Origin of the sequence: Stappia sp. P2PMeth1 (genome assembly GCF_900185735.1) — a bacterium.
In the GTDB taxonomy this organism is placed as follows: Bacteria; Pseudomonadota; Alphaproteobacteria; order Rhizobiales; family Stappiaceae; genus Stappia.
In genome coordinates this window covers 294802-317296 of record NZ_FYAW01000022.1, presented here as the reverse complement: position 1 = coordinate 317296, position 22495 = coordinate 294802, and the positions used below count along the sequence as shown (strand labels likewise).

General features: G+C 66.0%; 21 protein-coding genes. 12 read left to right on the top strand and 9 right to left on the bottom strand.

The features are described 5' to 3' along the window. Positions 1-30: 30 nt before the first annotated feature. The 5 genes from P2PM1_RS17010 to P2PM1_RS16990 form a co-directional block, all read right to left on the bottom strand. Positions 31-372, bottom strand: coding sequence for a hypothetical protein (locus P2PM1_RS17010; protein ID WP_186387693.1), 342 nt, complete (start codon positions 370-372; stop codon positions 31-33). A gap of 182 nt (positions 373-554) precedes the next feature. After that, complete coding sequence (locus tag P2PM1_RS17005; RefSeq protein WP_186387694.1) at positions 555-980, bottom strand: hypothetical protein; 426 nt, start codon at positions 978-980, stop codon at positions 555-557. Positions 981-1167: 187 nt separating this feature from the next. Next, entirely contained in the window at positions 1168-2529 is a 1362-nt protein-coding gene (locus P2PM1_RS17000; protein WP_186394438.1) for an ammonium transporter, read from the bottom strand. 23 nt (positions 2530-2552) lie between these two features. After that, positions 2553-2891 (bottom strand): P-II family nitrogen regulator, encoded by a 339-nt coding sequence (locus P2PM1_RS16995; protein ID WP_067224442.1) that lies wholly within the window; start codon positions 2889-2891, stop codon positions 2553-2555. A gap of 354 nt (positions 2892-3245) precedes the next feature. Beyond that, positions 3246-3806, bottom strand: coding sequence for a DUF924 family protein (locus tag P2PM1_RS16990; RefSeq protein ID WP_186399864.1), 561 nt, complete (start codon positions 3804-3806; stop codon positions 3246-3248). A gap of 103 nt (positions 3807-3909) precedes the next feature. Here P2PM1_RS16990 and P2PM1_RS25515 point away from each other — a divergent pair, with 103 nt between their 5' ends. Further along, on the top strand, positions 3910-4143 hold the full coding sequence (locus tag P2PM1_RS25515) for a sulfurtransferase TusA family protein (protein ID WP_244296431.1): 234 nt from the start codon (positions 3910-3912) through the stop codon (positions 4141-4143). A gap of 13 nt (positions 4144-4156) precedes the next feature. Here the strand turns inward: P2PM1_RS25515 and P2PM1_RS25715 are convergent, their stop codons facing one another. Further along, positions 4157-4510 carry a 4a-hydroxytetrahydrobiopterin dehydratase gene (locus P2PM1_RS25715; RefSeq protein ID WP_371636827.1) on the bottom strand — a complete coding sequence of 118 codons (354 nt, stop codon included), beginning with the start codon at positions 4508-4510 and terminating at the stop codon, positions 4157-4159. 94 nt (positions 4511-4604) lie between these two features. Here P2PM1_RS25715 and P2PM1_RS16975 point away from each other — a divergent pair, with 94 nt between their 5' ends. Both P2PM1_RS16975 and P2PM1_RS16970 read left to right on the top strand, forming a co-directional pair. Further along, on the top strand, positions 4605-5054 hold the full coding sequence (locus P2PM1_RS16975; RefSeq protein ID WP_186399862.1) for a low molecular weight protein-tyrosine-phosphatase: 450 nt from the start codon (positions 4605-4607) through the stop codon (positions 5052-5054). 117 nt (positions 5055-5171) lie between these two features. Next, a complete protein-coding gene (locus P2PM1_RS16970) occupies positions 5172-5624 on the top strand; it encodes a host attachment protein (protein ID WP_186399861.1) in 453 nt (150 codons plus the stop codon). A 47-nt stretch (positions 5625-5671) separates the two neighbouring features. On the opposite strand, the gene P2PM1_RS16965 is transcribed toward P2PM1_RS16970, so the two are convergent. Beyond that, entirely contained in the window at positions 5672-6880 is a 1209-nt protein-coding gene (locus tag P2PM1_RS16965; protein WP_186399860.1) for a winged helix-turn-helix domain-containing protein, read from the bottom strand. A 7-nt stretch (positions 6881-6887) separates the two neighbouring features. Next, on the bottom strand, positions 6888-10352 hold the full coding sequence (gene pyc, locus P2PM1_RS16960) for a pyruvate carboxylase (protein ID WP_186399859.1): 3465 nt from the start codon (positions 10350-10352) through the stop codon (positions 6888-6890). Positions 10353-11163: 811 nt separating this feature from the next. On the opposite strand from pyc, the gene P2PM1_RS16955 reads away from it, so the two are divergent. From P2PM1_RS16955 to P2PM1_RS16920, 8 genes are all read left to right on the top strand, one after another. After that, entirely contained in the window at positions 11164-14373 is a 3210-nt protein-coding gene (locus P2PM1_RS16955) for a helicase-related protein (protein ID WP_208985313.1), read from the top strand. Between the two features lie 95 nt (positions 14374-14468). Beyond that, a complete protein-coding gene (locus tag P2PM1_RS16950; RefSeq protein WP_186387912.1) occupies positions 14469-14915 on the top strand; it encodes an RNA-binding S4 domain-containing protein in 447 nt (148 codons plus the stop codon). A 326-nt stretch (positions 14916-15241) separates the two neighbouring features. After that, the gene (gene fdxA / locus P2PM1_RS16945) at positions 15242-15580 is read left to right on the top strand and encodes a ferredoxin FdxA (protein ID WP_186399858.1); all 339 of its coding nucleotides are present in this window, start codon (positions 15242-15244) and stop codon (positions 15578-15580) included. 390 nt (positions 15581-15970) lie between these two features. Next, entirely contained in the window at positions 15971-16549 is a 579-nt protein-coding gene (locus P2PM1_RS16940) for a CarD family transcriptional regulator (protein ID WP_186387704.1), read from the top strand. 355 nt (positions 16550-16904) lie between these two features. Further along, a complete protein-coding gene (locus P2PM1_RS16935) occupies positions 16905-17774 on the top strand; it encodes an RNA polymerase factor sigma-32 (RefSeq protein WP_208984372.1) in 870 nt (289 codons plus the stop codon). Between the two features lie 149 nt (positions 17775-17923). Continuing rightward, positions 17924-19003 carry a GDP-mannose 4,6-dehydratase gene (gene gmd, locus P2PM1_RS16930; RefSeq protein WP_186394431.1) on the top strand — a complete coding sequence of 360 codons (1080 nt, stop codon included), beginning with the start codon at positions 17924-17926 and terminating at the stop codon, positions 19001-19003. Between the two features lie 2 nt (positions 19004-19005). Then, positions 19006-19986, top strand: a complete 981-nt coding sequence (locus P2PM1_RS16925; protein ID WP_186399857.1) for a GDP-L-fucose synthase — start codon at positions 19006-19008, stop codon at positions 19984-19986. Further along, on the top strand, positions 19983-20531 hold the full coding sequence (locus P2PM1_RS16920) for a methyltransferase domain-containing protein (RefSeq protein WP_186394429.1): 549 nt from the start codon (positions 19983-19985) through the stop codon (positions 20529-20531). Before P2PM1_RS16925 ends, P2PM1_RS16920 begins: the two co-directional genes overlap by 4 nt. A gap of 3 nt (positions 20532-20534) precedes the next feature. Here P2PM1_RS16920 and P2PM1_RS16915 read toward each other — a convergent pair whose 3' ends face one another. Further along, on the bottom strand, positions 20535-21248 hold the full coding sequence (locus tag P2PM1_RS16915; protein ID WP_186387709.1) for a carbonic anhydrase: 714 nt from the start codon (positions 21246-21248) through the stop codon (positions 20535-20537). A 176-nt stretch (positions 21249-21424) separates the two neighbouring features. Between P2PM1_RS16915 and P2PM1_RS16910 the strand changes: the two genes are divergently transcribed. Continuing rightward, a complete protein-coding gene (locus P2PM1_RS16910) occupies positions 21425-22477 on the top strand; it encodes a MaoC family dehydratase (RefSeq protein WP_186399856.1) in 1053 nt (350 codons plus the stop codon). The last annotated feature ends 18 nt before the right edge of the window (positions 22478-22495 follow it).

The following is a 22495-nucleotide window of genomic DNA, read 5'->3' as shown; positions in this document are numbered from 1 at the left end:
GGGGCTACTGAGCTGCCGAGGCGCAGCCCGTCAGCGGCTGACGGCCAGAATCCGGCCGGGCGAAGACACGCGCGGCTGGCGCTCCGCCAACCGGTAGGCCTCGACCGCCTGTTCGGGAGCGGCCCTCCGCCTTGCCCGCATCTGCGGCACATGCTCCCGCATGGCGATCAGTTGGGCAAGGAAAGCCGCACTGGGGCGATAGAGACGGGAAAAGCGGTCGCCACGCGGCTCGCTGACCGGCGCGACCGGCACGACCGAGCGCGCCGCAGAGGCGAACGTAGCCCCGCCGACGGACGTCGACGCCGCCGTCTCGGCGGCACGCCGGCCGACGCCTGGTGCTGTTGCTGGACGTCCGCCCTGCTCGATCCGCATTTCCGCCTCCCCGGCGTGCCAATTTGAGACATTGGCGTTGTTACCGAGGAATTTAGCGCAAATGCCATGCCAGGCGATAATGTTTTGTTAACTTTTGACGTAGCGGCTTCTGTCGGCGAAGCCTTGTCCCCGCTTTTCAGCGCTCCGGAGCATGAGAGCGGCGGCGAAACTCCGGCGACCGCTCAGCGGAACTGGTCGCCGCTGGGAACTCCGAAATCGCGGCGAGCGCCGGTTATGGTGATGGAAAACCCCGCCAGCACATCGACCAGCGCAACGCAGGTCAGAATGAAAAACACCGACGTTGCAGCTTCGCGGACGGTCAGGAACTCGACCAGATAGGCGACCAGAACCAGGGTCGAGAGGATGTGGTCGACAAGCGCCACCGCACCGGTACGGGTGGCCTTGAGCAATTCGATGAACAGCATCGCCAGCGCGCACAGGATCGTCAGATCCGCAACCAGCAGCGAAAAGCTCGCACCGGAAACCAGATCGAGCGTCAGAACCGAGGAGAGCCAAGGGCCGCCGCCATCGCCGAGCAGGCCGAAGGCGAGCAGGTTGTAGACAATCAGCGGCACCACGGTAAGCGGGATGGAAGCCAGAAGCGGCATGGCGGGTCCTCGTTGCAGCCGAAACCGGTGTCTTGCGAATCGCAAGGCCGCGGCACGGCTCAGGATGATCGGCCTTCCGGCCCGCAGCAACCGCAGCCAGACGAAAAAAGCCCGGGGCACGGAGCCCCGGGCTTCAAGGTGCAACCGCCGGTCACGCCGGTTGCTTCGGGAGAAGAACCGGCTGGGCTCAGACGCGCTGGCTGCCCTGACCGAATTCCGGATAGGCCTCGACACCGACCTCGATCTTGTCGAGACCGAGCGCCTCTTCCTCGGCCGAGGCGCGGATGCCGATGGTGCCCTTGAGAGCCAGCCAGATGATCAGGCTGGCGCCGAAGGTGAACACGCCATAGGCGACGATGCCGATGAGCTGGACCGAGTAGGAGGCATCGCCGTTGGACAGCGGTACGATCAGCGTGCCCCAGATGCCGGCAACGAGGTGCACCGGGATGGCGCCGACCACGTCATCGATCTTCAGCTTGTCGAGCAGCGGCACGGTGAAGACGACGATCACGCCGCCGACGCCGCCGATGAACACGGCCTGCCAAACGGACGGAGCCAGCGGCTCGGCGGTGATCGACACGAGACCGGCGAGCGCGCCGTTCAGGGCCATGGTGACGTCGACCTTCTTGTACAGGACCTGGGTCAGGATCACCGCCACAACCACGCCGGCAGCCGCCGCCATGTTGGTGTTGGCGAAGATCCGAGAGATGTCGGTGACATCGGCGATCGTGCCCATGGCAAGCTGCGAGGCGCCGTTGAAGCCGAACCAGCCGAGCCACAGGATGAAGGTGCCAAGCGTTGCCAGCGGCATGGACGAGCCCGGCATCGGGTGCACCCCGTTGGCGGTGTACTTGCCAGTGCGGGCGCCGAGCACCAGGGCGCCCGCGAGCGCGGCCCAGCCACCGACCGAGTGAACGAGCGTCGAGCCGGCGAAGTCCGAGAAGCCCATGCCGTCGAGCCAGCCGGCACCCCACTGCCACGAGCCGGCGATCGGATAGATGAAGCCGGTCAGCAGCACGGTGAAGGCCAGGAAGGGCCACAGCTTGATGCGCTCGGCCAGCGTGCCGGAAACGATCGAGGCGGTGGTGGCGCAGAACACCATCTGGAAGAACCAGTCGGAGGCGACGGAATAGCCCGTCCCGAGATCGTTGCCGCCGACCGGATCGAAGGCATACGGACCGAAGGAGCCGATATAGCCGCCATCGACGCCCGTATACATGAGGTTGTAGCCGGTGATCCAGAACATCAGACCGGCCGTCGAGTAGAGCGTGATGTTCTTCAGGCACTGCATGGAGACGTTCTTGGCGCGCACCATGCCGGCCTCGAGCATGGCGAAGCCGGCCGCCATCCACATGACCAGGAAGCCGCCGAGAAGGAACAGCAGCGTGTTGAAGATATACGCGGTCTCGCTGGCGAGCGCGTATTGCGGCGCCTCGGCTGCGGCCTCGACTGCCTCGGTGGCAACGGTCGCGTCCTGGGCGAGAACGGCGCCGGTCGCCGCAAGAAGCGCAAGCGAAGCCAGCCCGGCGGTCTTGAAGGTTGTTTTCATTGAAATTCCCCTGCTCGGATGGGTCAAAGCGCGGTGGCGTCGGTTTCGCCGGTGCGGATGCGCTGAACCTGGTCGAGCGCGTAGACGAAGATCTTGCCGTCGCCGATCTGGCCGGTCTTGGCGGCGCTGGCGATTGCCTCGACGACCTTGTCGGCAAGCTCGGAGGTCACCGCGACCTCGATCTTCAGCTTGGGCAGGAAGCTCACGGCATATTCCGTACCGCGATAGATCTCCGTGTGCCCCTTCTGCCGTCCGTAGCCCTTGACCTCGGTCACCGTCAGTCCCTGAACGCCGATGCTCGTGAGGGCGTCGCGCACCTCGTCGAGCTTGAACGGCTTGATGATGGCCATCACGATTTTCATGCTTGCTTCCGTTCCTTTCCCTGCTTCGCTTCCCCGGCCCATTGCGGCAGGCGCGTCTCGGCTTGATCTGGCGGATCGCGGCCGCCACCACAGCCTGGTAGCCGGGCGATCCGTTTGACGCCGGTTTTCAATTATCAAGGAGCGTGCCAGTTCGTGCTGCGGCGCAAAATATGGCCGGACAGACGGGCAGATCGTGAAGAAAAACAAATGTAAAACAATAAGATATGAAAAGTCTGCAGGTCACCTTTCCGGCTTCGGGGCCGCCCTCTCGAAGCACCTTCGTCTGCACAAAAAATAGCCACATCCGACAGGCGGATGCGGCTAAATTATGTGCACAAATTTTGTGCGCTCCACTCAGGCGCTGAAGCCACCATCGGCAAGATAGGCCGCCTCAGCCGGCGTCGTCTCCCTTCCCAGCGCGGCATTGCGATGGGGGAAACGGCCGAACCGGCGGATCACGTCGAGATGGATCAGGGCATAGAGATATCCCTGTTCATCGCCATGGCGGCGGAACAGATCCACGCTTCGCTCCTGCTCCGCCATGTCCTCGGAATGTTCGAAGGGCAGATAGAAGAAGGGGCGCGCCTCCTTCGGAAACGCCCGGTCGAACCCGGCGGCAAGAGCCCCTCCGGCAATACGGCGCGCGCGCTCGTCGGAAGCGAAGGCAAGTGCATTGCCGCGGAACAGATTGCGCGGGAACTGGTCGAGCAGCAGCAGCAGGGCGAGCGCCCCATGCGGAGTGTCCGCCCAGGCATCCAGGGCCCCGTCCCGCGCCGGCTCGACAAGATCCCCAAACCGCGCCTGGATCTCCGCATCGAAGGCCTCGTTGCGGACGAACCACCTCTGCGGTCCGGCCGTCCACCAGAAATCCAGTATGTCGAACGCATCGGGCTTGCCACTGCTGGTCACGGACATATTCTCCTGTCTTGTCTTCAGGGTCGGGAGTGCCCAGCCGGAACGGCTGGCGGAGGTCGATCCGAGGGGCCGGACTGCCTCTCATATCGGTGGAGAGCGCGCAGTGGACAAGGTCGATCTGGAGCTGGATCTGAAGGGCCTGAAATGCCCTCTCCCGGTTCTCAAGACTCGCAAGGCCATGACTCGCCTCGAGGCGGGAGCCTTGATCCGCGTGCTTTCGACCGACCCGATGTCGGTGATCGACATCCCGCATTTCTGCCAGGAGGCGGGACACAGGCTGGTGTCGCGACAGACCGGGGAGAACGACGTCCACATCTTCCTCCTCGAACGAGGCTGACCTCGGCGCGCCATCAGTTGTCCGCCAGCAGTTCCATTTTCTGGGCCAGCCGGATGTCCAGTTCGCTCAGCCCTCCGGCATCGTGGGTCGTCAGAACAACCTCGACGGTCCGATAGACATTGAACCATTCGGGATGGTGGTTCATTTTTTCGGCAACGAGCGCCACCCGCGTCATGAAACCGAAGGCCGCGTTGAAGTCCTTGAACGTGAATGTCCGGGTGATCGCGTCGCGTCCCTCCACCTCCCGCCAGCCGGGCAGGGAAGCAAGCGCGTCGGAGCGGGCGGCGGGCGACAGCTTTTCGGTCATGGCGACCTCCTCCTGGAAACGGACGCCGACGGCGGCGACCCAACCCGGAAAGCGGACCACGACAGGCGCGGCCTGACAAGGGCTGCAACCCCATCGCGATGTCGGGCCTCGGCGTGGCCGGGCGCGACCAGACCAACCAACCAGCGAGGGCTTCGTGACCGCAATCCTGTTCGTCTGTCTTGGCAATATCTGCCGCTCGCCGCTGGCAGAGGGCATCCTGCGGCAGCGGATCGAAGCCGCCGGTCTCGGCGGCTCCGTCACCGTCGACAGCGCCGGCACCGCCTCTTGGCATGTCGGCAAGGCACCCGATCCGCGCTCGGTGGCGGTCGCCGCCCGCAACGGCATCGATCTGTCGCGCCTGCGCGCCCGCCAGGTGAGTGACGCGGACTACACGAGATTCAACCTCATCCTGGCGATGGATTCCGACAATCTCGCCGATCTTCAGGCCCGCGCACCGACCGGCTGCCGTGCCGAAATCCGGCGCTTTCTCCCTCACGATGTGCCCGATCCCTATTATGGCGGTCCGAACGGCTTCGACGCGGTCTTCCGCATGCTCGACCAGGGATGCCACGACCTCATTGCCCGGGAGACGGCGAAACTCTGACGCAGGCCATTCAAACGGGCTGCGATCGTACCTACGTGTCCTTCAGGTCTGGATGCCTGCTCCAGGCCGGCGGAACCGGTCACGAGCGGGCTCGGCACGTAAGAAGGGAGACCTCACATGAGCGGGCTGCGCATCGAGCACGATAGCTGGATTCTGGTCGGAGACGGCGAGAAAGCGCTGTTCTTCCGCAATCAGGGAGATGCCGACTACCCGAATTTCGAGGTCCTGCAGGTGTTGCAACAGGACAATCCGCAGACGTCGCAACAAGGCACAGACGCCCCCGGTCGGCGCAACGATGGCCCCGGTCCGCACCGCAGCGCCATGGAGCCGACCGACTGGCACATGATCGAGAAGCATCGCTTTGCCAAGCTCATCGCCGAAACGCTCTACCGCGAAGCCCACAAGGGCCGTTTTTCGAAACTCGTCGTCGTCGCTCCGCCGATGACGCTGGGCGACCTGCGCAAGGCCTTTCACAAGGAGGTGGCGAGCCGTATCGTCGCCGAGGTCGACAAGACGCTGACCGGGCATCCGCCGAGCCAGATCGAGCGCATCCTCGCGACGAAGGACTGAAAGCCGATCCGTTCTCGCAGGTCCGTCGGGTTATCCGGCGCGGCGCGTCAGCCGACGGGCTCGCGCCGCCAGCCCTCCGCGAACACGACCCGTTCCATGCCGGTGAACCGGGCCATGCGGGCGAATTCGGCCTCCAGTCGCGCCAACCGGCCTTCGCCGAGCCGCACGCCGCGCTCCGGCCAGAAGGCGGTGACGAGCAACTCACCCTCGGCCCGCCGGCAGATCATGTCGGCCCGGCCGATCATCCGGTCCTTTTCCATGATCGGATAGACATAGTAGCCGTAGCTGCGTTTCGCCGCCGGCACGAAGACCTCGATGCGATAGGAGAAACCGAACAGGCGCTCCGCCCGCTTACGGTCGCGCAGCACCGGATCGAACGGGCTCAGCGTCCGCACCCGCGCCGGCGCCTCAGGCGCCTCGCTCAACAAGGTCTCGATATCCGGTCGCGCAACGCTGGCGCGCTTCGGCTGACCCGGCCCGAAGTCGATCTCCACCGGCAGGATGGTCACGCCCACCTGCTCCGCGCACCAGGCTTTCGCCTCCTCCGGCGAAACGAGATCGTAGAAGGCCGCGATCTCGCCCGATGTCGCAACGCCCAGCCGCTGCAACGCCTCGCGGCAGGTCCAGTCGACAAAGGCCTCGTGGCTGACGTCCTGCTCGAAGTGCTCGCGCGGGATCACCCGCTCGGAGAGATCGTAAACCTTGGCGAAATTGTCCCGCGCGGTCACGGCGATCTCGCCGGTTCGCCACAGATACTCCAGCGCCGTCTTGCCCGGCTGCCAGTTCCACCAGCCCGGTTCCTTGCGGGCGCGTTCGCCGTCGAAATCGCGGCCGCGCGACGGGCCATTGGCCCGCACATGCTCGCGCACCCGGTCGATCTCGCCGTGGAAGTCGTGCCCGTGCCAGTTCGTCCAGCGCGCCTTGAGCCGGTCCCTCTGGCGGGCGAAGCGATGGCGCCAGTAGGGATAGGCGCTGGAGGGGATCACCGCCGCGTCATGGGTCCAGTTCTCGAACACCGCCCGGTCGCGCTCCAGCAGACCCGTCAGTTGCGTCTCGCGATAGGTCTGGTTGCGCGAGAACAGGATCTGATGATGGGCCCTCGTCACCGTGTTGATGCTGTCGACCTGGACGAAGCCGAGGCGGTCGATGATGTCGCACAGCTCCGCCTGCCCGAGGCGCCGCGACGGCACATCGGACAGACCCTGCAGGTGCAGGAACACGCGGCGCAGGTCGGCGGCGGCGATCCTCAGCACCATCGACCCGTCAGCCCTCCGCTTCGAAGACCACCAGCAGGTCCTTCGCATCCACCTGCTGACCGGGGCTCGCCAGCACCTCCGCCACCGTACCGGCGCGGTCGGCGTGCAACGCCGTTTCCATCTTCATGGCTTCGATGGAAACAAGCACATCGCCCGGCGACACGCTCTGACCCGGCTTCACCGCGACGGTGGAGATGACGCCCGGCATCGGCGCGCCGACATGCGCCGCATTGCCGGCCTCGACCTTGCGCCGCACCGCCGCGCCGGCGGCCCCATGCGCCCGATCCGGCACCTTGATGATGCGGGGCTGGCCGTTGAGTTCGAAGAACACCTTGCGCTCGCCGGTCTCGTCGGTCTCGCCGACCGCCTGGGTTCGCACGACCAGCGTCTTGCCGGGCTCCAGGTCGATCATCATCTCCTCGCCCGCCGGCAACCCGTAGAAATAGACCGGCGTCGGCAGCACATCGACCGGACCGTAGCGATCGCGCGCCACGGCAAAGTCGGTGAAGACCTTCGGATACATGAGATAGGAGGCAAGGTCCGTGTCGGAGACGTCGCCCGTCTTTTCTTCCAGTTCCTTGCGCCGGGCGACCAGGTCGTCGGCCGCCAGCAGCGAGCCGGGACGCACGGTGATCGGCGCCTCGCCCTTCAGCACCTTTGTCTGAATGTCCGTCGGCCACCCGCCGGGAGACTGGCCGAGATCGCCGCGCATCATCTGCACGACGCTTTCGGGAAAGGCGACCTCCTTGGTCGGCGACAGCACGTCGGCGACCGTCAGTCCCTGCGCCACCATCATCAGCGCCATGTCGCCGACCACCTTGGACGAGGGGGTCACCTTGACGATGTCGCCAAACATCATGTTGACGTCGTGATAGGCCTGCGCCACCTCGTGCCAGCGGGTCTCGAGGCCGAGCGAGCGGGCCTGTTCCTTCAGGTTGGTGAACTGGCCGCCAGGCATCTCGTGCAGATAGACCTCGGAGGCCGGCGCCTTGAGATCGCTCTCGAAAGCGCGGTACTGGGCCCGCACCGCCTCCCAGTAGAAGGAGATCTCGCGAATCGCCTTCGCGTCGAGCCCGGTGTCGCGCGGCCCGTCGCGCAGGGCCGCGACCAGCGAGCCCAGCGCCGGCTGCGAGGTCAGCCCCGAAAAGGCATCCATCGCGGCATCGACCGCGTCAACGCCCGCCTCGACCGCGGCCAGCACGGTGGCGGCGGAAATGCCGGAGGTGTCGTGGGTGTGAAAGTGGATCGGCAGGCCGACTTCCTGCTTCAGCGCAGCGAACAGTCGCCGCGCCGCCTCCGGCTTCATCAGCCCGGCCATGTCCTTGACGCCCAGGATATGGCAGCCGGCCCGCTCCAACTCCTTCGCCAGCTTGACGTAGTAGGCAAGGTCGTATTTCGGCCGCGCCGCATCCAGCAGGTCGCCGGTGTAGCAGATCGTGCCCTCGCACAGCTTCTCCGCCTCGATCACCGCATCGAGCGAGACACGCATGTTCTCGACCCAGTTGAGGCAGTCGAAGACGCGGAACAGGTCGATGCCGGTTTCCGCCGCGCGGGCCACGAAGTCGCGAACCACATTGTCGGGATAATTGGCGTAGCCGACGCCGTTGGCCCCGCGCAGCAGCATCTGCAGCAGAATGTTGGGAACGCGCTGACGTACCGCCCGCAGCCGCTCCCAGGGATCTTCCGTCAGGAAGCGCATGGCGACGTCGAATGTGGCGCCGCCCCAGCATTCCAGCGAGAACAACTGCGGCAGGCCGCGGGCATAGGCATCGGCCACCGCGACGATGTCGAAGCTGCGCATCCGCGTCGCCAGCAGCGACTGGTGGGCATCGCGCATGGTCGTGTCGGTGATCAATGCCCGCCGCTCCGCCTTCATCCAGTCGGTGAAGCCCTCCGGCCCCAGGTCGTCGAGAAGCTGCCGCGTCCCCATGCGGATCTCGCCGTTATAGAGCGGGGCGACCGGTGCGGGCGCATCGCCGGACGGGCGCGGCCGGTTTCGGGTCTCCGGATGGCCGTTGACGGTGACGTCGGCGATATAGGTCAGCAGCTTGGTCGCCCGGTCGCGCCGGGTGACCTGGCGGAACAGCGCCGGCGTCTCGTCGATGAAGCGGGTCGTGTAGGCGTTGGCCCGGAAATCCGGGTGGCCGATGACATTCTCCAGGAACACCAGGTTGGTGGCAACGCCGCGGATGCGGAACTCGCGCAAGGCCCGGTCCATGCGCTGCGCCGCTTCTTCCGCCGTCGGCGCCCAGGCCGTCACCTTCTCCAGCAGCGGGTCATAGTAGCGGGTGATCACCGCGCCTGAATAGGCCGTGCCGCCATCGAGCCGGATGCCGAATCCGGTGGCGCCGCGATAGGCGGTGATCCGGCCATAATCGGGAATGAAGTTCTGCTCGGGATCCTCGGTGGTGATGCGGCATTGCAGGGCATGGCCGTTCAGCCGGATCGCCTCCTGCGCCGGCACGCCGGAGGCCGGCTCGCCGATCATCGCACCGGCGGCGATGCGGATCTGCGCCTTGACGATGTCGATGCCGGTGACCTCCTCCGTCACCGTATGCTCGACCTGGACGCGCGGGTTGACCTCGATGAAGTAGAAGCGACCGCTGTCCGCATCCATCAGGAACTCGACGGTTCCCGCGCCACGATAGTCCGCGGCGCGGCCGATCCTGAGGCCATACTCGCATAGTTCCGCGCGCTGGTCGGCGCCGAGATAGGGAGCAGGCGCTCGCTCGACGACCTTCTGGTGGCGGCGCTGGATCGAGCAGTCGCGCTCGAACAGATGCACCAGGTTGCCATGCCCATCGCCGAGAATCTGCACTTCCACGTGCCGCGCCCGCTCGACCAGCTTCTCCAGATAGATCTCGTCCTTGCCAAAGGCTGCCTTGGCCTCGCGCTTGGCCGCCGCCACATCGCGCAACAGCACTTCCTCGTCGCGGATGACGCGCATGCCGCGCCCGCCCCCGCCCCAGGACGCCTTGAGCATCACCGGATAGCCGATCTCCGCGGCGAGCCTGCGGATCTCGTCCATGTCGTCGGGCAGCGGATCGGTCGCCGGCATCACCGGAACACCTGCTTCCACGGCCAGATTGCGAGCCGCCACCTTGTTGCCGAGCCGGCGCATGGTCTCCGGCGAAGGACCGATGAAGACGATGCCCGCCGCCGCGCAGGCTTCCGCGAATTCGGGGCTTTCCGACAGGAACCCGTAGCCGGGATGGATCGCGTCGACGCCCGCCGCCTTCGCCACTCTCAGGATCTCGGGGATCGACAGATAGGTCTCGATCGGTCCGAGCGGCTCCGCCAGATGCGCGCCTCGGCCGATCTGATAGGCTTCGTCGGCCTTGAACCGGTGCAGCGCCAGCTTGTCCTGCTCCGCATAGACAGCCACGGTGCGCATGCCGAGTTCGGTGGCCGCGCGGAAGATGCGGATTGCGATCTCCGAACGGTTGGCGACGAGAATCTTCCGAATTGCCAAGTCAGCCCCTCCTCCTGACAAGCACCCCGCAAGGGGGCGCCGGTGCCTTAGCGTCACCGCGTTCTAGCTGTTGCACCGCAACAAGGGAAGATGGCAGGCACGAGAGGACCGATAGGCCCCGCAAATGTCTGCCGGCAAATCGTCCCGGAATGAAACGATCGGGTAAACCCGTTTCGCGAGACCCACCGAACGCCCGCGACCCCATCCTCATCATCCGCTATGCCCACTCGGGCGGGGCACAACATATCGAATGAACATATCAGGAACAACTGTCTGTCAGCGATTCGGACAGGCTTCGTTCGCGGTTTCGACAAACGTGAATTTTGCAGTTCGAATTTTATCGAGCTGGTTAACGGGATGGAAATCTGTTTCGCAGCGCCAAGAAATTCGACCGGATCCGAATCGGTCGACTCAAATCCTTGAGCAGATTCACGATTTCGCCCCGTGATCCTCTGCCTCCACAACATGTCGTAGAGAACGAAACCTGAATCCGTGCGAGTCATCGATTCGGTCCGGCTTTGTTCCGGACTCGTTCTGTTCACCCTGACGCAGGTCGGTTTTCGCGCTGCCGGAACGGACCGAAGCGGGGCGTCCCGCCCGGCGGTCGTCGTCCCTCCCCGCTTGTGGAAAACAGCAGGCGACAGCCCGCGACCGTCTGTGCTACCTGTCGAGCCAACGGGTTTGCGGTCGCCTGACGCTTCCGCCGACAAACCTATCCGGACCCCGGCGCCATCCCGTCGCGCGGTTCTATTTCGCAACGGATCGTGGCGGGCTCCGCCGTGGCACGGATCGCACAGCACAGCTCCAGCCAATGCTTCATTCCGGACAATCGAGGCCGTCTTCGGCCGGGGGCACCACAGGCCCCACATGGACAACGCTGCCGCCGGTCGCCCGCGCGCGCACCGTGACCGCCGTCCTCGGCCCCACCAACACCGGCAAGACCCATCTCGCCATCGAACGGATGATCGCCCGCGAAAGCGGAATCATCGGCCTGCCGCTGCGCCTGCTGGCGCGCGAGGTCTATGGCCGCATCGCTCAAAGGGTCGGCGAGGACAAGGTGGCTCTGGTCACCGGCGAGGAGAAGATCATCCCCGCCGGGACCCGCTACTGGGTATCGACCGTGGAAGCAATGCCGCTCGATCTTGTCGCCGACTTCGTCGCCATCGACGAGGTGCAGCTCGCAGGGGATCTCGAGCGGGGCCACGTCTTCACCGACCGCATCCTCAACATGCGCGGCACGCTGGAGACTTTGCTGCTCGGGTCGGCCACGGCGCGCCCGCTGCTGGAGCGTTTGCTGCCCGGCCTGAACGTCATCACCCGGCCGCGCATGTCGGTGCTGGCCTATTCGGGCCAGAAGAAGATCACCCGCCTGCCGCCACGCTCCGCCGCGGTCGCATTCTCCTCCTCCGAGGTCTACGCGATCGCCGAGCTGATTCGTCGCCAGCACGGCGGCGCGGCCGTGGTGCTCGGCTCGCTCAGCCCGCGCACCCGCAACGCTCAGGTGGAGCTGTTCCAGAACGGCGACGTGCAGCACCTGATCGCCACCGACGCGATCGGCATGGGCCTCAATCTCGATGTCGATCACATCGCCTTCGCCGGCATCCGCAAGTTCGACGGCTACCAGTACCGGATGCTGACACCTGCCGAGATGGGCCAGATCGGCGGCCGCGCCGGCCGTCACACCCGTGACGGCACCTTTGGCGTCACCGGCCGGGTCGATCCCTTCGACGAGGAACTGGTCGCAGCCCTCGAGAGCCACCGTTTCGACGCCCTCAAGGTCTTCCAGTGGCGCAATCGCGCGCTCGACTACGACAGCGTCGAAAGCCTGCGCCGCACGCTCGACGAGCCACCGCGGGAGCAGGGTCTGACCCGCGCGCCGCCCTCAGCCGACGAGACCGCCTTCGATCATGCCCTGCGCGACGAGGCGATCCGCCGTGTCGCCTCGTCGCCGGAGCGGGTGCGCCTGCTCTGGGACGTGTGCCAGGTGCCGGATTACCGCAAGATCGCGCCGGCCAACCACGCCGACCTGATCGCCGGACTCTATGCCCATCTGACCCGCGACGGGGTGGTTCCCGACGACTGGTTCGCCCGCCAGGTCGCCTTCGCCGATCGCGTCGACGGCGACATCGACACGCTGGCAAACCGTATTGCCCACATCCGCACCTGGACCTTTGTCGCCAACCGTGGTGACTGGCTTGCGGATCCCGCCCATTGGCAAGGCGTGACGCGCGGCGTAGAAGACCGTCTGTCCGACGCCTTGCACGAGAGGCTTACCCAGCGCTTCGTCGATCGGCGGACGAGCGTATTGATGCGACGGCTGAGAGAGAACGCCATGCTTGAAGCGGAAATTACATCGGCAGGGGATGTGCTTGTCGAGGGACAGCACGTCGGACAACTGCAGGGCTTCCGCTTTGCGCCAGACCCCTCCGCCGATGGGCCGGACGTCAAGGCGCTGCGCGCTGCGGCCCAGAAGGCGCTGGCCAGCGAACTCACCCAGCGCGCCGACCGCCTGTCGCGCGGCGCCAACGAGGATTTCGCGCTCGCCTCCGATGGCATCCTGCGCTGGCAGGGTGAGATCGTCGCCCGGGTCATCTCCGGCGAAACGGTGCTCACCCCGGGCCTGATCGTCCTGTGCGAGGAGACCCTGGAGGCGGCCGACCGCGACAAGGTCGAGGCACGCCTCGTCCTGTGGCTGCGTGCGCATATCGACACGGTGCTCAAGCCCTTGCGCGATCTCGAGATCGGCGAGGGCCTGGAGGGTCTCGGCCGCGGCATCGCCTTTCGCCTCGTCGAAGCGCTCGGCATTCTCGACCGCTCGGAGATCGCCGAAGACGTCCGCCAGCTCGACCAGTCCATGCGCGCGGGCCTGCGCCGCCTCGGTGTGCGCTTCGGCGCCTATCATATTTTCGTGCCGGCCTTGCTGAAGCCCGCTCCGAGCCGGCTGATCGCCCAACTCTGGGCGCTGAAACATGGCGAGCCCGACATGCCGGGTCTTGCCGAACTGCCTCAGCTCTCGGCCTCTGGCCGGACGTCGATTGCCGTCGACCCACAGATCTCGAAGGCTCTGTACAAGGTCGTCGGCTTCCGCGTCTGCGGACCCCGCGCCGTGCGCATCGACATTCTCGAGCGCCTCGCCGACCTGATCCGTCCGCTTCTGGCCTGGAAGCCGCTCGATGCGGAGGTGTCGCCACCGGACGGTGCCGTTGCCGAAGGCGGCGGCTTCACCGTGACCGTGGCGATGACGTCGCTGCTCGGCTGCGCCGGCGAGGACTTTGCCGCCGTCCTGAAATCTCTCGGCTATCGCTCCGAGAGCCGAGAAATCGCCCGGCCAGCGACGCAGAAGCCGGAAGCCGCGTCGCCTCCCGCCGCCGAGGCGGTCGCAACCGACGCTCCGACGGAAACTCAGTCGGAAGAGCGGGCGGAGAACCAGCCGACGCCGGCGCCCGCCGAAGCAGACGAGTTGGCACGCCTGCCGGAAGACGCCCCGGTCGCCGCACCGGCAGAGCCGAGCGCAACCGAAACCGCGACGGCAACGACCGAACCGGCACAGGACGCCTCTGCCGCCACAGACGCGGCCGATGGCGCAAAGGAAACGGTCACCATCGAGGTCTGGCGCCCCGGCCGCCGCGACCGTCGGCCGCAGGGCGGTCAGCGCGCCGGCGGCCAGCGGGAAGGCCAGCGCGAGGGCCAACGCGGAGGCCGCCGCCACGAACAGGACGGCCAGCAGAGCGCGGACGGACAGGATCACAAGCAGCGGACCAAGGGGCGCGGCTTCGGCAAGGGCGGCAACCGCCAGCAAGGGCGGCCCGACGGGCCCCGCCCAGACCAGGCCCGCTCAGACCAGGCCCGATCTGACCAGGCAAGGGCCGGCGGCAAGGGCCGGCCCGAGGGCGCGCGCGCGGAAGGCCAACGTCCGCGTGGCGGCCGACCGGAACGCCCTGCGCGCGAGATCGATCCCGACTCGCCCTTCGCGAAACTGGCCGCGCTCAAGGCCGATCTGGAGAAGAAGCCGCGCTCCTGACCCGTCGCGACACGGGCAGCGGGCCGGGATGATGCAGGGTTGCCGCACAGGTGAGCGAGACCACCTCCACCGGACCAGCCGCGCCGCCCGCGGACATGACGCCGCAGCGGCTCGACAAGTGGCTGTGGTTCGCCCGCATCGTCAAGTCGCGCAGCCTCGCCCAGAAGCTGGTGACCGGCGGCCACGTCAGGGTCAATCGTGACAAGGCCTCGGCCCCGGCAAAGGCGATCCGCCACGGCGATGTCCTGACGATCGCGGTCGCGAACCGGGTGCTGGTGCTGAAGGTGCTGGCACCTGGCGCTCGCAGGGGGCCGGCGCCGGAAGCCCGCCTTCTTTACGAGGATCTGGCGCCGGCTCCCGGCGCCCCATCGCTTTCCGAGGAGGATGCGCAGGACGCTGGCGAGGGCGAGAACGCTGCCGCCGCCGGCAAACCGAGCGTTTTCGGCCAGGACGGCCCGGCACCCGGACGGCGCGACCGGGGCAGCGGCCGGCCGACCAAGCGCCAGCGACGCCAGATCGATCGTCTCACCGACACGAATTGAACGACGGGGCTGAACTGCGGTGATCTTGCGCCGGCAAGGCTGCGACATATCGCCCGCTCGCGCGAGGCCGGCGAAGCGGAGAAAAATCTTTCCCGCCAGCTATCATCGGCAACATATTCCGAACTTGAAGCCCATCGCCAAACCCGGTACGCAGGCAGCAAGACCCGCCCGCATACTGGCCGGCACGCTCTGGTCTCCCGGCCTGGCCGGACCCGGAACCCCGTATCGGACTGCACCTTCGAACCGCAACTGCGGAACGGAGATCGGGCCTCGATCGAAGAGCCGCGACATGGCGACGGCATGACTGGCGCCGCGAGAGGATTGCGATGACCTATATCGTCACGGACAATTGCATCAAGTGCAAGTACACCGATTGTGTTGAAGTCTGTCCGGTCGACTGCTTCTACGAAGGCGAGAACATGCTCGTCATCCACCCCGACGAATGCATCGACTGCGGCGTCTGCGAGCCGGAATGCCCGGCGGATGCGATCAAGCCGGATACCGAGCCGGGCCTGGAGAAGTGGCTGGAGCTCAACACCGAATATGCCGCCAAGTGGCCGAACCTGACGGTCAAGAAGGACTCGCTTCCCGAGGCCGAGGACTTCGACGGCAAGCCGAACAAGTTCGACGCCTATTTCTCCCCGGAACCGGGCTCTGGAGACTGAGCCCGACGCGATCGACCACAGCTACCGGCCGCGCCGTTGTTGGCGGCGCGGCAGTGATGCCCTGTAGCGAAATTCAAGGGGCGAAGCGTCACGTTTTGAAATCCACAAGTTTTGTGCTATAGTCTTTTCCTCAGTAACCGAACCAGTGGTCTCCCCCTCCACGCGGAGGTTTTTTTATGGTTGCGAACCCTTCGCCATATGCGGAGGGGGGCGGCATCCCTCCTAGATCTGATCGAGGCCAAAGTTCGGTCGGCTGATCATCGAATAACGAACTCCGACGGATTGTGGTGCGCCACAAGCCGGTGGTTGTGCGTTTTCTCCATGGACGGGCGCCGCCGTGCGCGACGCCCCCGGCTTCTGGCCGCAACTGCGCAGGAGTAGCATAGGCGTATGGCAACAACGATGAAGAAAACCGCGCAGAGACAAGGTTTCAAGACTGGCGAATTCATTGTCTATCCCGCCCATGGCGTTGGACAGATCACCGCCATCGAGGAACAGAACGTCGCGGGATATGCGCTTGAGCTTCTGGTGATCAACTTCGAACAGGATAAGATGACGCTGCGTGTTCCGGTCGCCAAGATCGCGACCGTCGGCATGCGCAAGCTGGCGGATGCCACCGCGGTGAAGAAGGCGCTGGAGACCGTGCGCGGCCGTCCGCGTGTCAAGCGCACCATGTGGAGCCGCCGCGCGCAGGAATACGAAGCGAAGATCAATTCCGGTGACCTGATTGCCATCGCCGAGGTGGTCCGCGATCTCTACCGGTCCGAGAGTCAGCCGGAGCAGTCCTACTCGGAGCGGCAGCTCTACGAGGCGGCTCTCGACCGCATGTCGCGTGAAATCGCCGCCGTCAACAAGTGCTCCGACACCGAGGCGATCCGCCAGATCGAACAGAATCTCGCCAAGTCGACCAGCCGAAAGGCGGCCGCCGCGACCGAAGACGAGGACGGGGAACAGACCGAAGCCGCATGAACGCGGCATCGGCCCGTCAGGACCTTCAACGCCCGGCGCCACCAGCGCCGGGCGTTTTTCTTTTCGCTCAACGATTTGAACGGAGTGCCACAGTGCCGCCCGATCAATCAGGTAAACTTATTGCGATCTGGATGAACTCCTATTGGTCCTGATCGTATGGAGGAGTCATGCTCGACCTTGAGCAGTGCTGCCATCCGGCCGACACGGGACGCGACACGCGCGGGCCCTCGGACTGAACCGAAAACACCCTGGCAGCGTATCGAAAACGAATGCAGACGAAGGCACCGGTCGTGGCGGCAGCCGCCCACCCGGTGCCGGGCCTCCCGAGGGGGGCCGGGACGCGGAGGGACACACCGTGAGCTATCTTTCGGGCAACCGGCGTCAGATTGTCAGGGCCGCGATGAACGCGCCCTATCTCAGCCGCGAGGAAGAACAGCAACTCGCCATCGCATGGCGCGAGAAGAGCGACCAGGCCGCACTCGACCGCCTGAGCCTGGCACATATGCGTCTCGTCATCGCGGTGGCGGCGAAATACCGCAACTTCGGACTGTCGATGAGCGACCTGATCCAGGAGGGCCACATCGGCCTGCTGGAGGCCGCCTCGCGCTTCGAGCCGGAACGGGAGGTGCGCTTCTCCACCTATGCCACCTGGTGGATCCGCGCCTCGATCCAGGACTATATCCTGCGCAACTGGTCTATCGTCCGTGGCGGTACCTCGTCGACCCAGAAGGCGCTGTTCTTCAACCTGCGCCGTCTGCGGGCGAAACTGTCCAGCGGCACGACCCAGATCAGCGAGAACGAGCTGGTCGAGAAGATCGCCGAGACGATGGGCGTGAAGGTGCAGGACGTGGCGGCGATGAGCGCCCGCCTGTCCGGGCCGGACACCTCGCTGAACGCGCCCGTTCTGGAATCGGACGGTTCGGGCGCCGATCGGCAGGACTTCCTCGTCAGCGAGGATCCCCTGCCGGAGGAAACCGTCGGCGGCGTCATCGATACCGAGCGGCGCACGCGCTGGCTGGAAACCGCGCTCGGCGTGCTGAGCGAGCGGGAGCTGCGCATCGTCCGCGAGCGGCGTCTGAGCGAGGAAGGCGAGACGCTGGAGGCGCTCGGGCAGAAGCTCGGCATCTCCAAGGAGCGCGTCCGCCAGATCGAGAGCCGCGCACTCGACAAGCTCCGCGACGCGCTGCTCAAGGTCCAGCCGGACAAGCTCGCCTATTGCAGTTGAAGTCCCCGCGTCCGACGCGACGCCCCAGCCGAGCGCACCCGCCGTCGCCCATCCTCTCGGGAAACATGGCGGCGGTTGCCCTTGTCCGTCGCGTGCAGTAGGAGGAACGACCGACAAGGCCGTTCTTCCGGCATCCGACAGGGACAAACATGACTGCACCCCGCGCGCTCATCACCGGCGTGACCGGCCAGGACGGCGCCTATCTCGCCCGTATCCTGCTCGAAAAGGGCTACGAGGTGCACGGGCTGAAGCGCCGCTCCTCCTCGTTCAATACCGGCCGGATCGACCCCCTGATCCAGGATCGCCATGAAGAAGGCGGCCGTTTCTTTCTCCATTACGGCGACCTGACCGACAGTTCCTCGCTGATCCGCCTCGTCTCCGAGATCCAGCCGGTCGAGATCTACAATCTCGCGGCCCAGAGCCATGTCATGGTCAGCTTCGAGACGCCGGAATACACGGCGAATGCCGACGCGACCGGCGTTTTGCGCCTGCTGGAGGCCCTGCGCATCCTCGGCATGGAGAAATCCTGCCGCTTCTACCAGGCTTCGACCTCGGAGCTTTACGGCAAGGTCCGCGAGACCCCCCAGAGCGAAACGACGCCGTTCTACCCGCGCTCGCCCTATGCGGTGGCAAAGCTCTATGGCTACTGGATCACGGTGAACTACCGCGAGGCCTATGGCATCCACGCGAGCAACGGCATCCTCTTCAACCATGAGAGCCCGCTGCGCGGCGAGACCTTCGTCACCCGCAAGATCACCCGCGCGGTCGCCGCCATCGAGCTCGGACTGCAGAAGCAGCTCTATCTCGGCAATCTCGATGCCCGCCGTGACTGGGGCCATGCCCGGGACTATGCCGAAGGCATGTGGCGCATCCTGCAGCAGCCCGAGCCCGACGACTACGTCCTGGCAACCGGCGAGACCCATACGGTCCGCGAATTCGTCGAGCGCGCCTTCGCCCGCGTCGGCCGCGAGATCGTCTGGTCGGGCGAGGGCGTGGAAGAGACGGGCCGCGACCGGGCGAGCGGCGAGACGCTGGTCGCCATCGATCCCGCCTATTTCCGCCCGACCGAGGTCGACCTTCTGCTCGGCGACCCGACCAAGGCGCGCGAACGGCTCGGCTGGACCCACACGACCGGCTTTGCCGAACTGGTCGACGAGATGGTGGATGCGGATCTAGAGCTGCTGCGCGTCGAGCGCCATGCGCGCCGCGCCTATGGCCGCGAGGACTGACGATGACCGCTGAGAGCAGCGCCGGCCCATCGCGCCGGATCTTCGTCGCCGGCCATCGCGGCATGGTCGGCTCGGCGATCTGCCGCCGCCTTGCGCAGGAAAAGGCCGAGATCATCACCCGCACACGGGCGCAACTGGACCTGACCGACCAGCACGCCGTCGCGGAGTTCTTCGCCAGCGAACGACCGGATGCAGTGATCCTGGCCGCCGCGCGTGTCGGCGGCATTCTCGCCAATGACCGCCAACCGGTGGATTTCCTGCAGGACAACCTGCAGATCCAGACAAACGTGATCGCCGCTGCGGCCGATCACGGCGCCCGCCGTCTCGTCTTCCTCGGCTCGTCCTGCATCTATCCGAAGTTTGCAGAGCAGCCGATCCGCGAGGAGGCGCTGATGACAGGGCCGCTGGAGCCGACCAACCAGTGGTACGCCATCGCCAAGATTGCCGGCGTCTACCTTTGCCAGGCCTATCGCCGCCAGCACGGGCTGTCCTATGTCTCGGCGATGCCGACCAACCTTTACGGGCCGAACGACAATTTCGATCTCGCAACCAGCCACGTCTTGCCGGCCCTGATCCGCAAGTTCGTCGAGGCGCGGGCGGCCGGCGCCGAAGCGGTGGAGATATGGGGCAGCGGCACGCCGCTGCGCGAGTTCATGCATGTCGACGACCTCGCCGACGCGATCGTCTTCCTGCTCGACACCTATGACGGCGACGAGCCGATCAATGTCGGGTCTGGCCAGGAAATCTCGATTCGCGATCTCGCGACGCTGATCGCCCGTGAGGCCGGCTTCACCGGCGCCCTGCGCTTCGACGCAAGCAAGCCGGACGGCACGCCGCGCAAGCTGATGGAGTCCAGCCGCCTGCACGCGCTCGGCTGGCGCCCGCGTGTGGCGCTGGAGGACGGCATCCGGCAGACGATCCGCTGGTATCTGGAAAACCGCGCCGCTCTCGGCGCCGATGGCAGAACGGGCAGCACCCAATGAAAATCGAGAAACTCCACCTCGGCTGCGGCGTGAAGCACATTCCCGGCTTCTACCATGTCGATGCGCTCGACTATCCGCATGTCGACCGTATCGGCCCGGTCGAGGACCTGTCCTTCATCGCCGACGGCACCGTCGGGCTGATCTATGCCTGCCACGTGCTGGAGCATTTCGGCCGCAAGGAGTATCGCGACGTCCTCGCCGAATGGTGCCGGGTGCTGGCGCCGGGCGGCGTGCTGCGGATCGCCGTCCCGGATTTCCGTGCCGCCGCCGAACTCTATCTCGACCCCTCGAACGGCATCGCCCTGCCGCAGGTGCTGGGCTTGCTGGTCGGCGGCCAGCGCGATCAGTACGATTATCACAAGATGGTCTTCGACGAGGAAACCCTGTCGGCCGCGCTGATCGAGGTCGGCTTTACCTCCGTGCGCCGCTGGGACTGGCGCACGACCGAGCATAGCGGCCTCGACGACTACTCCCAGGCCTATCTGCCGCATATGGAGAAAGACACCGGTCGCCTCGTCAGCCTCAACCTGGAAGGCGTGAAGTAGCCCTCAACCGCCGGGCACGAAGCCGGCGGCCAGGAAGGCCGGGGCGGCGACGAAACGCTCGCTCGCCGGATCGAGGATGCGCAGCTCGCCCGATCCGATATCGAACCAGGCCCCGTGCAGGGACAGGCGCCCCTTTTCCTCGAGGATCCGTACGCAAGGAAAGCTGCGCAGGTTGACCAGCGACTGCCGGATGCCGGCATATTCCATGGCGAGTTGCGGATCCTCGTCGCGCTCCACCTTGAGGCAGCGGAACTCCGCCGCCGGCTCGAGCAGCGTCATCCACTTGCCGATGAAATCGCCCGGCGACAGCGGCGTGGCATCCTGGTTGAGGAACGCCTTGACGCCGCCGCACTGGCAGTGGCCGAGCACCACGATATGGCGCACCTTCAGCGCCTGCACGGCGAATTCAAGCGCCGCGCTGGTCGAGTGGTAGTCGTTGTCCGGCTCATAGGGCGGCACCAGATTGGCGACGTTGCGCACCACGAAAAGCTCGCCCGGTCCGGCAGCGAAAATGCCTTCGGGCGCCACCCGGCTGTCGCAGCAGGAAATCACCATCACTTCCGGCTGCTGCCCGTAGATCGCAAGGCGCTCGTAATCGGTGCGATGCGGCTTGTGGGAGTGCTCCCGATAGGCGCGATAGCCCGCCAGCAGTCCCCGCGGAAAGGTGGAAGGGGTCTCCGGCGCGCCGTTGCCGGCACCGGTCTGCTCATCCGCCATGGTCTGTTCCTCTGCTTCGCGGCCTCCGAAAGCCGCCCCGGAGCGTTTGTCTAGTTAAGCCCTTGTGGCCGCGCCGGCAACCTGCTCGTGGCAGGCCAGCGCCCAAGGTCGGACTTGCACACCGGCCTGCCAGCCTGTCTTATTGCAGCGCAAAAGACGATCAGGGAGGCCGCATCGTGAGCAAGACCAGTCCGGGCAACTTTTTCGAGGATTTCCGCGTCGGCCAGGTCCTGCGCCACGCAACCCCGCGCACGCTGACACAAGGGGATATCTCGCTCTACAACGCCCTCTACGGCACGCGCTTTGCCGTGCAATCCTCGGACGACTTCGCCCAGCGCGTCCGCTATCCAGAGGCACCGGTCGACGACCTGCTGGTCTTCCACATCGTCTTCGGCAAGACCGTGCCGGACATCTCGCTCAACGCGGTCGCCAATCTCGGCTATGCCGGCGGCCGGTTCCTTGCGCCCGTCTTCGCCGGCGACACCCTGTCCGCCGTCTCCGAGGTGATCGGCCTCAAGGAGAACTCGAACGGGCGCACCGGCGTCGTCTATGTCCGCTCCACCGGCTACAATCAGGACGGCACCGAGGTGCTCGATTATGTTCGCTGGGTCATGGTGAACAAGCGCGATCCCGCCAGTCCCGCACCGGAGGCGACCGTCCCGAGCCTGCCGGACGCCATCGCGCCGGAAGCCCTCGGCGATGCCTGCCCGCTGATCGACGTCGAGGCCTGGGACGACGACCTGGCAGGCTCGCCGCATCGCTTCGGCGACTATGCGGTCGGCGAGCGCATCGACCATGTGGACGGCATGACCGTCGAGGAGGCCGAGCACCAGATCGCCACCCGCCTCTACCAGAACACCGCCCGCGTCCATTTCAACCAGTTCACCGAAGGCCAGGGCCGCTTCGGCCGACGGCTGGTCTATGGCGGCCATGTGATCTCGCTCGCCCGCGCCCTGTCCTTCAACGGTCTCGGCAACGCCTTCCACATCGCCGGTATCAATGCCGGGCGCCATGTTGCGCCGCTGTTTGCCGGCAACACGGTCTTCGCCTGGTCGCAAGTCCTTGAGAAGGCGGACATTCCCGGCCGCCACGATGTCGGCGCCCTGCGCCTGCGGATGATCGCGACCAAGGACCGGCCGTGCCACGACTTCCCGTTGACCGGGCCAGACGGCGCCTATGACCCCGCCGTCATCCTCGACTTCGACATCTGGGTGCTGATGCCGCGCTGAGCCTTGGCCGGCGGCACC

What these genes read in the sequence shown, in the direction of transcription:
- P2PM1_RS17010 (WP_186387693.1), bottom strand. Translation starts at nt 372, where the DNA reads ATGCGGATCGAGCAGGGCGGACGTCCAGCAACAGCACCAGGCGTCGGC.
- P2PM1_RS17005 (WP_186387694.1), bottom strand. Translation starts at nt 980, where the DNA reads ATGCCGCTTCTGGCTTCCATCCCGCTTACCGTGGTGCCGCTGATTGTC.
- P2PM1_RS17000 (WP_186394438.1), bottom strand. Translation starts at nt 2,529, where the DNA reads ATGAAAACAACCTTCAAGACCGCCGGGCTGGCTTCGCTTGCGCTTCTT.
- P2PM1_RS16995 (WP_067224442.1), bottom strand. Translation starts at nt 2,891, where the DNA reads ATGAAAATCGTGATGGCCATCATCAAGCCGTTCAAGCTCGACGAGGTG.
- P2PM1_RS16990 (WP_186399864.1), bottom strand. Translation starts at nt 3,806, where the DNA reads ATGTCCGTGACCAGCAGTGGCAAGCCCGATGCGTTCGACATACTGGAT.
- P2PM1_RS16970 (WP_186399861.1), top strand. Translation starts at nt 5,172, where the DNA reads ATGAGCGGGCTGCGCATCGAGCACGATAGCTGGATTCTGGTCGGAGAC.
- P2PM1_RS16965 (WP_186399860.1), bottom strand. Translation starts at nt 6,880, where the DNA reads ATGGTGCTGAGGATCGCCGCCGCCGACCTGCGCCGCGTGTTCCTGCAC.
- P2PM1_RS16955 (WP_208985313.1), top strand. Translation starts at nt 11,164, where the DNA reads ATGCTTCATTCCGGACAATCGAGGCCGTCTTCGGCCGGGGGCACCACA.
- P2PM1_RS16950 (WP_186387912.1), top strand. Translation starts at nt 14,469, where the DNA reads ATGACGCCGCAGCGGCTCGACAAGTGGCTGTGGTTCGCCCGCATCGTC.
- fdxA (WP_186399858.1), top strand. Translation starts at nt 15,242, where the DNA reads ATGACCTATATCGTCACGGACAATTGCATCAAGTGCAAGTACACCGAT.
- P2PM1_RS16940 (WP_186387704.1), top strand. Translation starts at nt 15,971, where the DNA reads ATGGCAACAACGATGAAGAAAACCGCGCAGAGACAAGGTTTCAAGACT.
- gmd (WP_186394431.1), top strand. Translation starts at nt 17,924, where the DNA reads ATGACTGCACCCCGCGCGCTCATCACCGGCGTGACCGGCCAGGACGGC.
- P2PM1_RS16925 (WP_186399857.1), top strand. Translation starts at nt 19,006, where the DNA reads ATGACCGCTGAGAGCAGCGCCGGCCCATCGCGCCGGATCTTCGTCGCC.
- P2PM1_RS16920 (WP_186394429.1), top strand. Translation starts at nt 19,983, where the DNA reads ATGAAAATCGAGAAACTCCACCTCGGCTGCGGCGTGAAGCACATTCCC.
- P2PM1_RS16915 (WP_186387709.1), bottom strand. Translation starts at nt 21,248, where the DNA reads ATGGCGGATGAGCAGACCGGTGCCGGCAACGGCGCGCCGGAGACCCCT.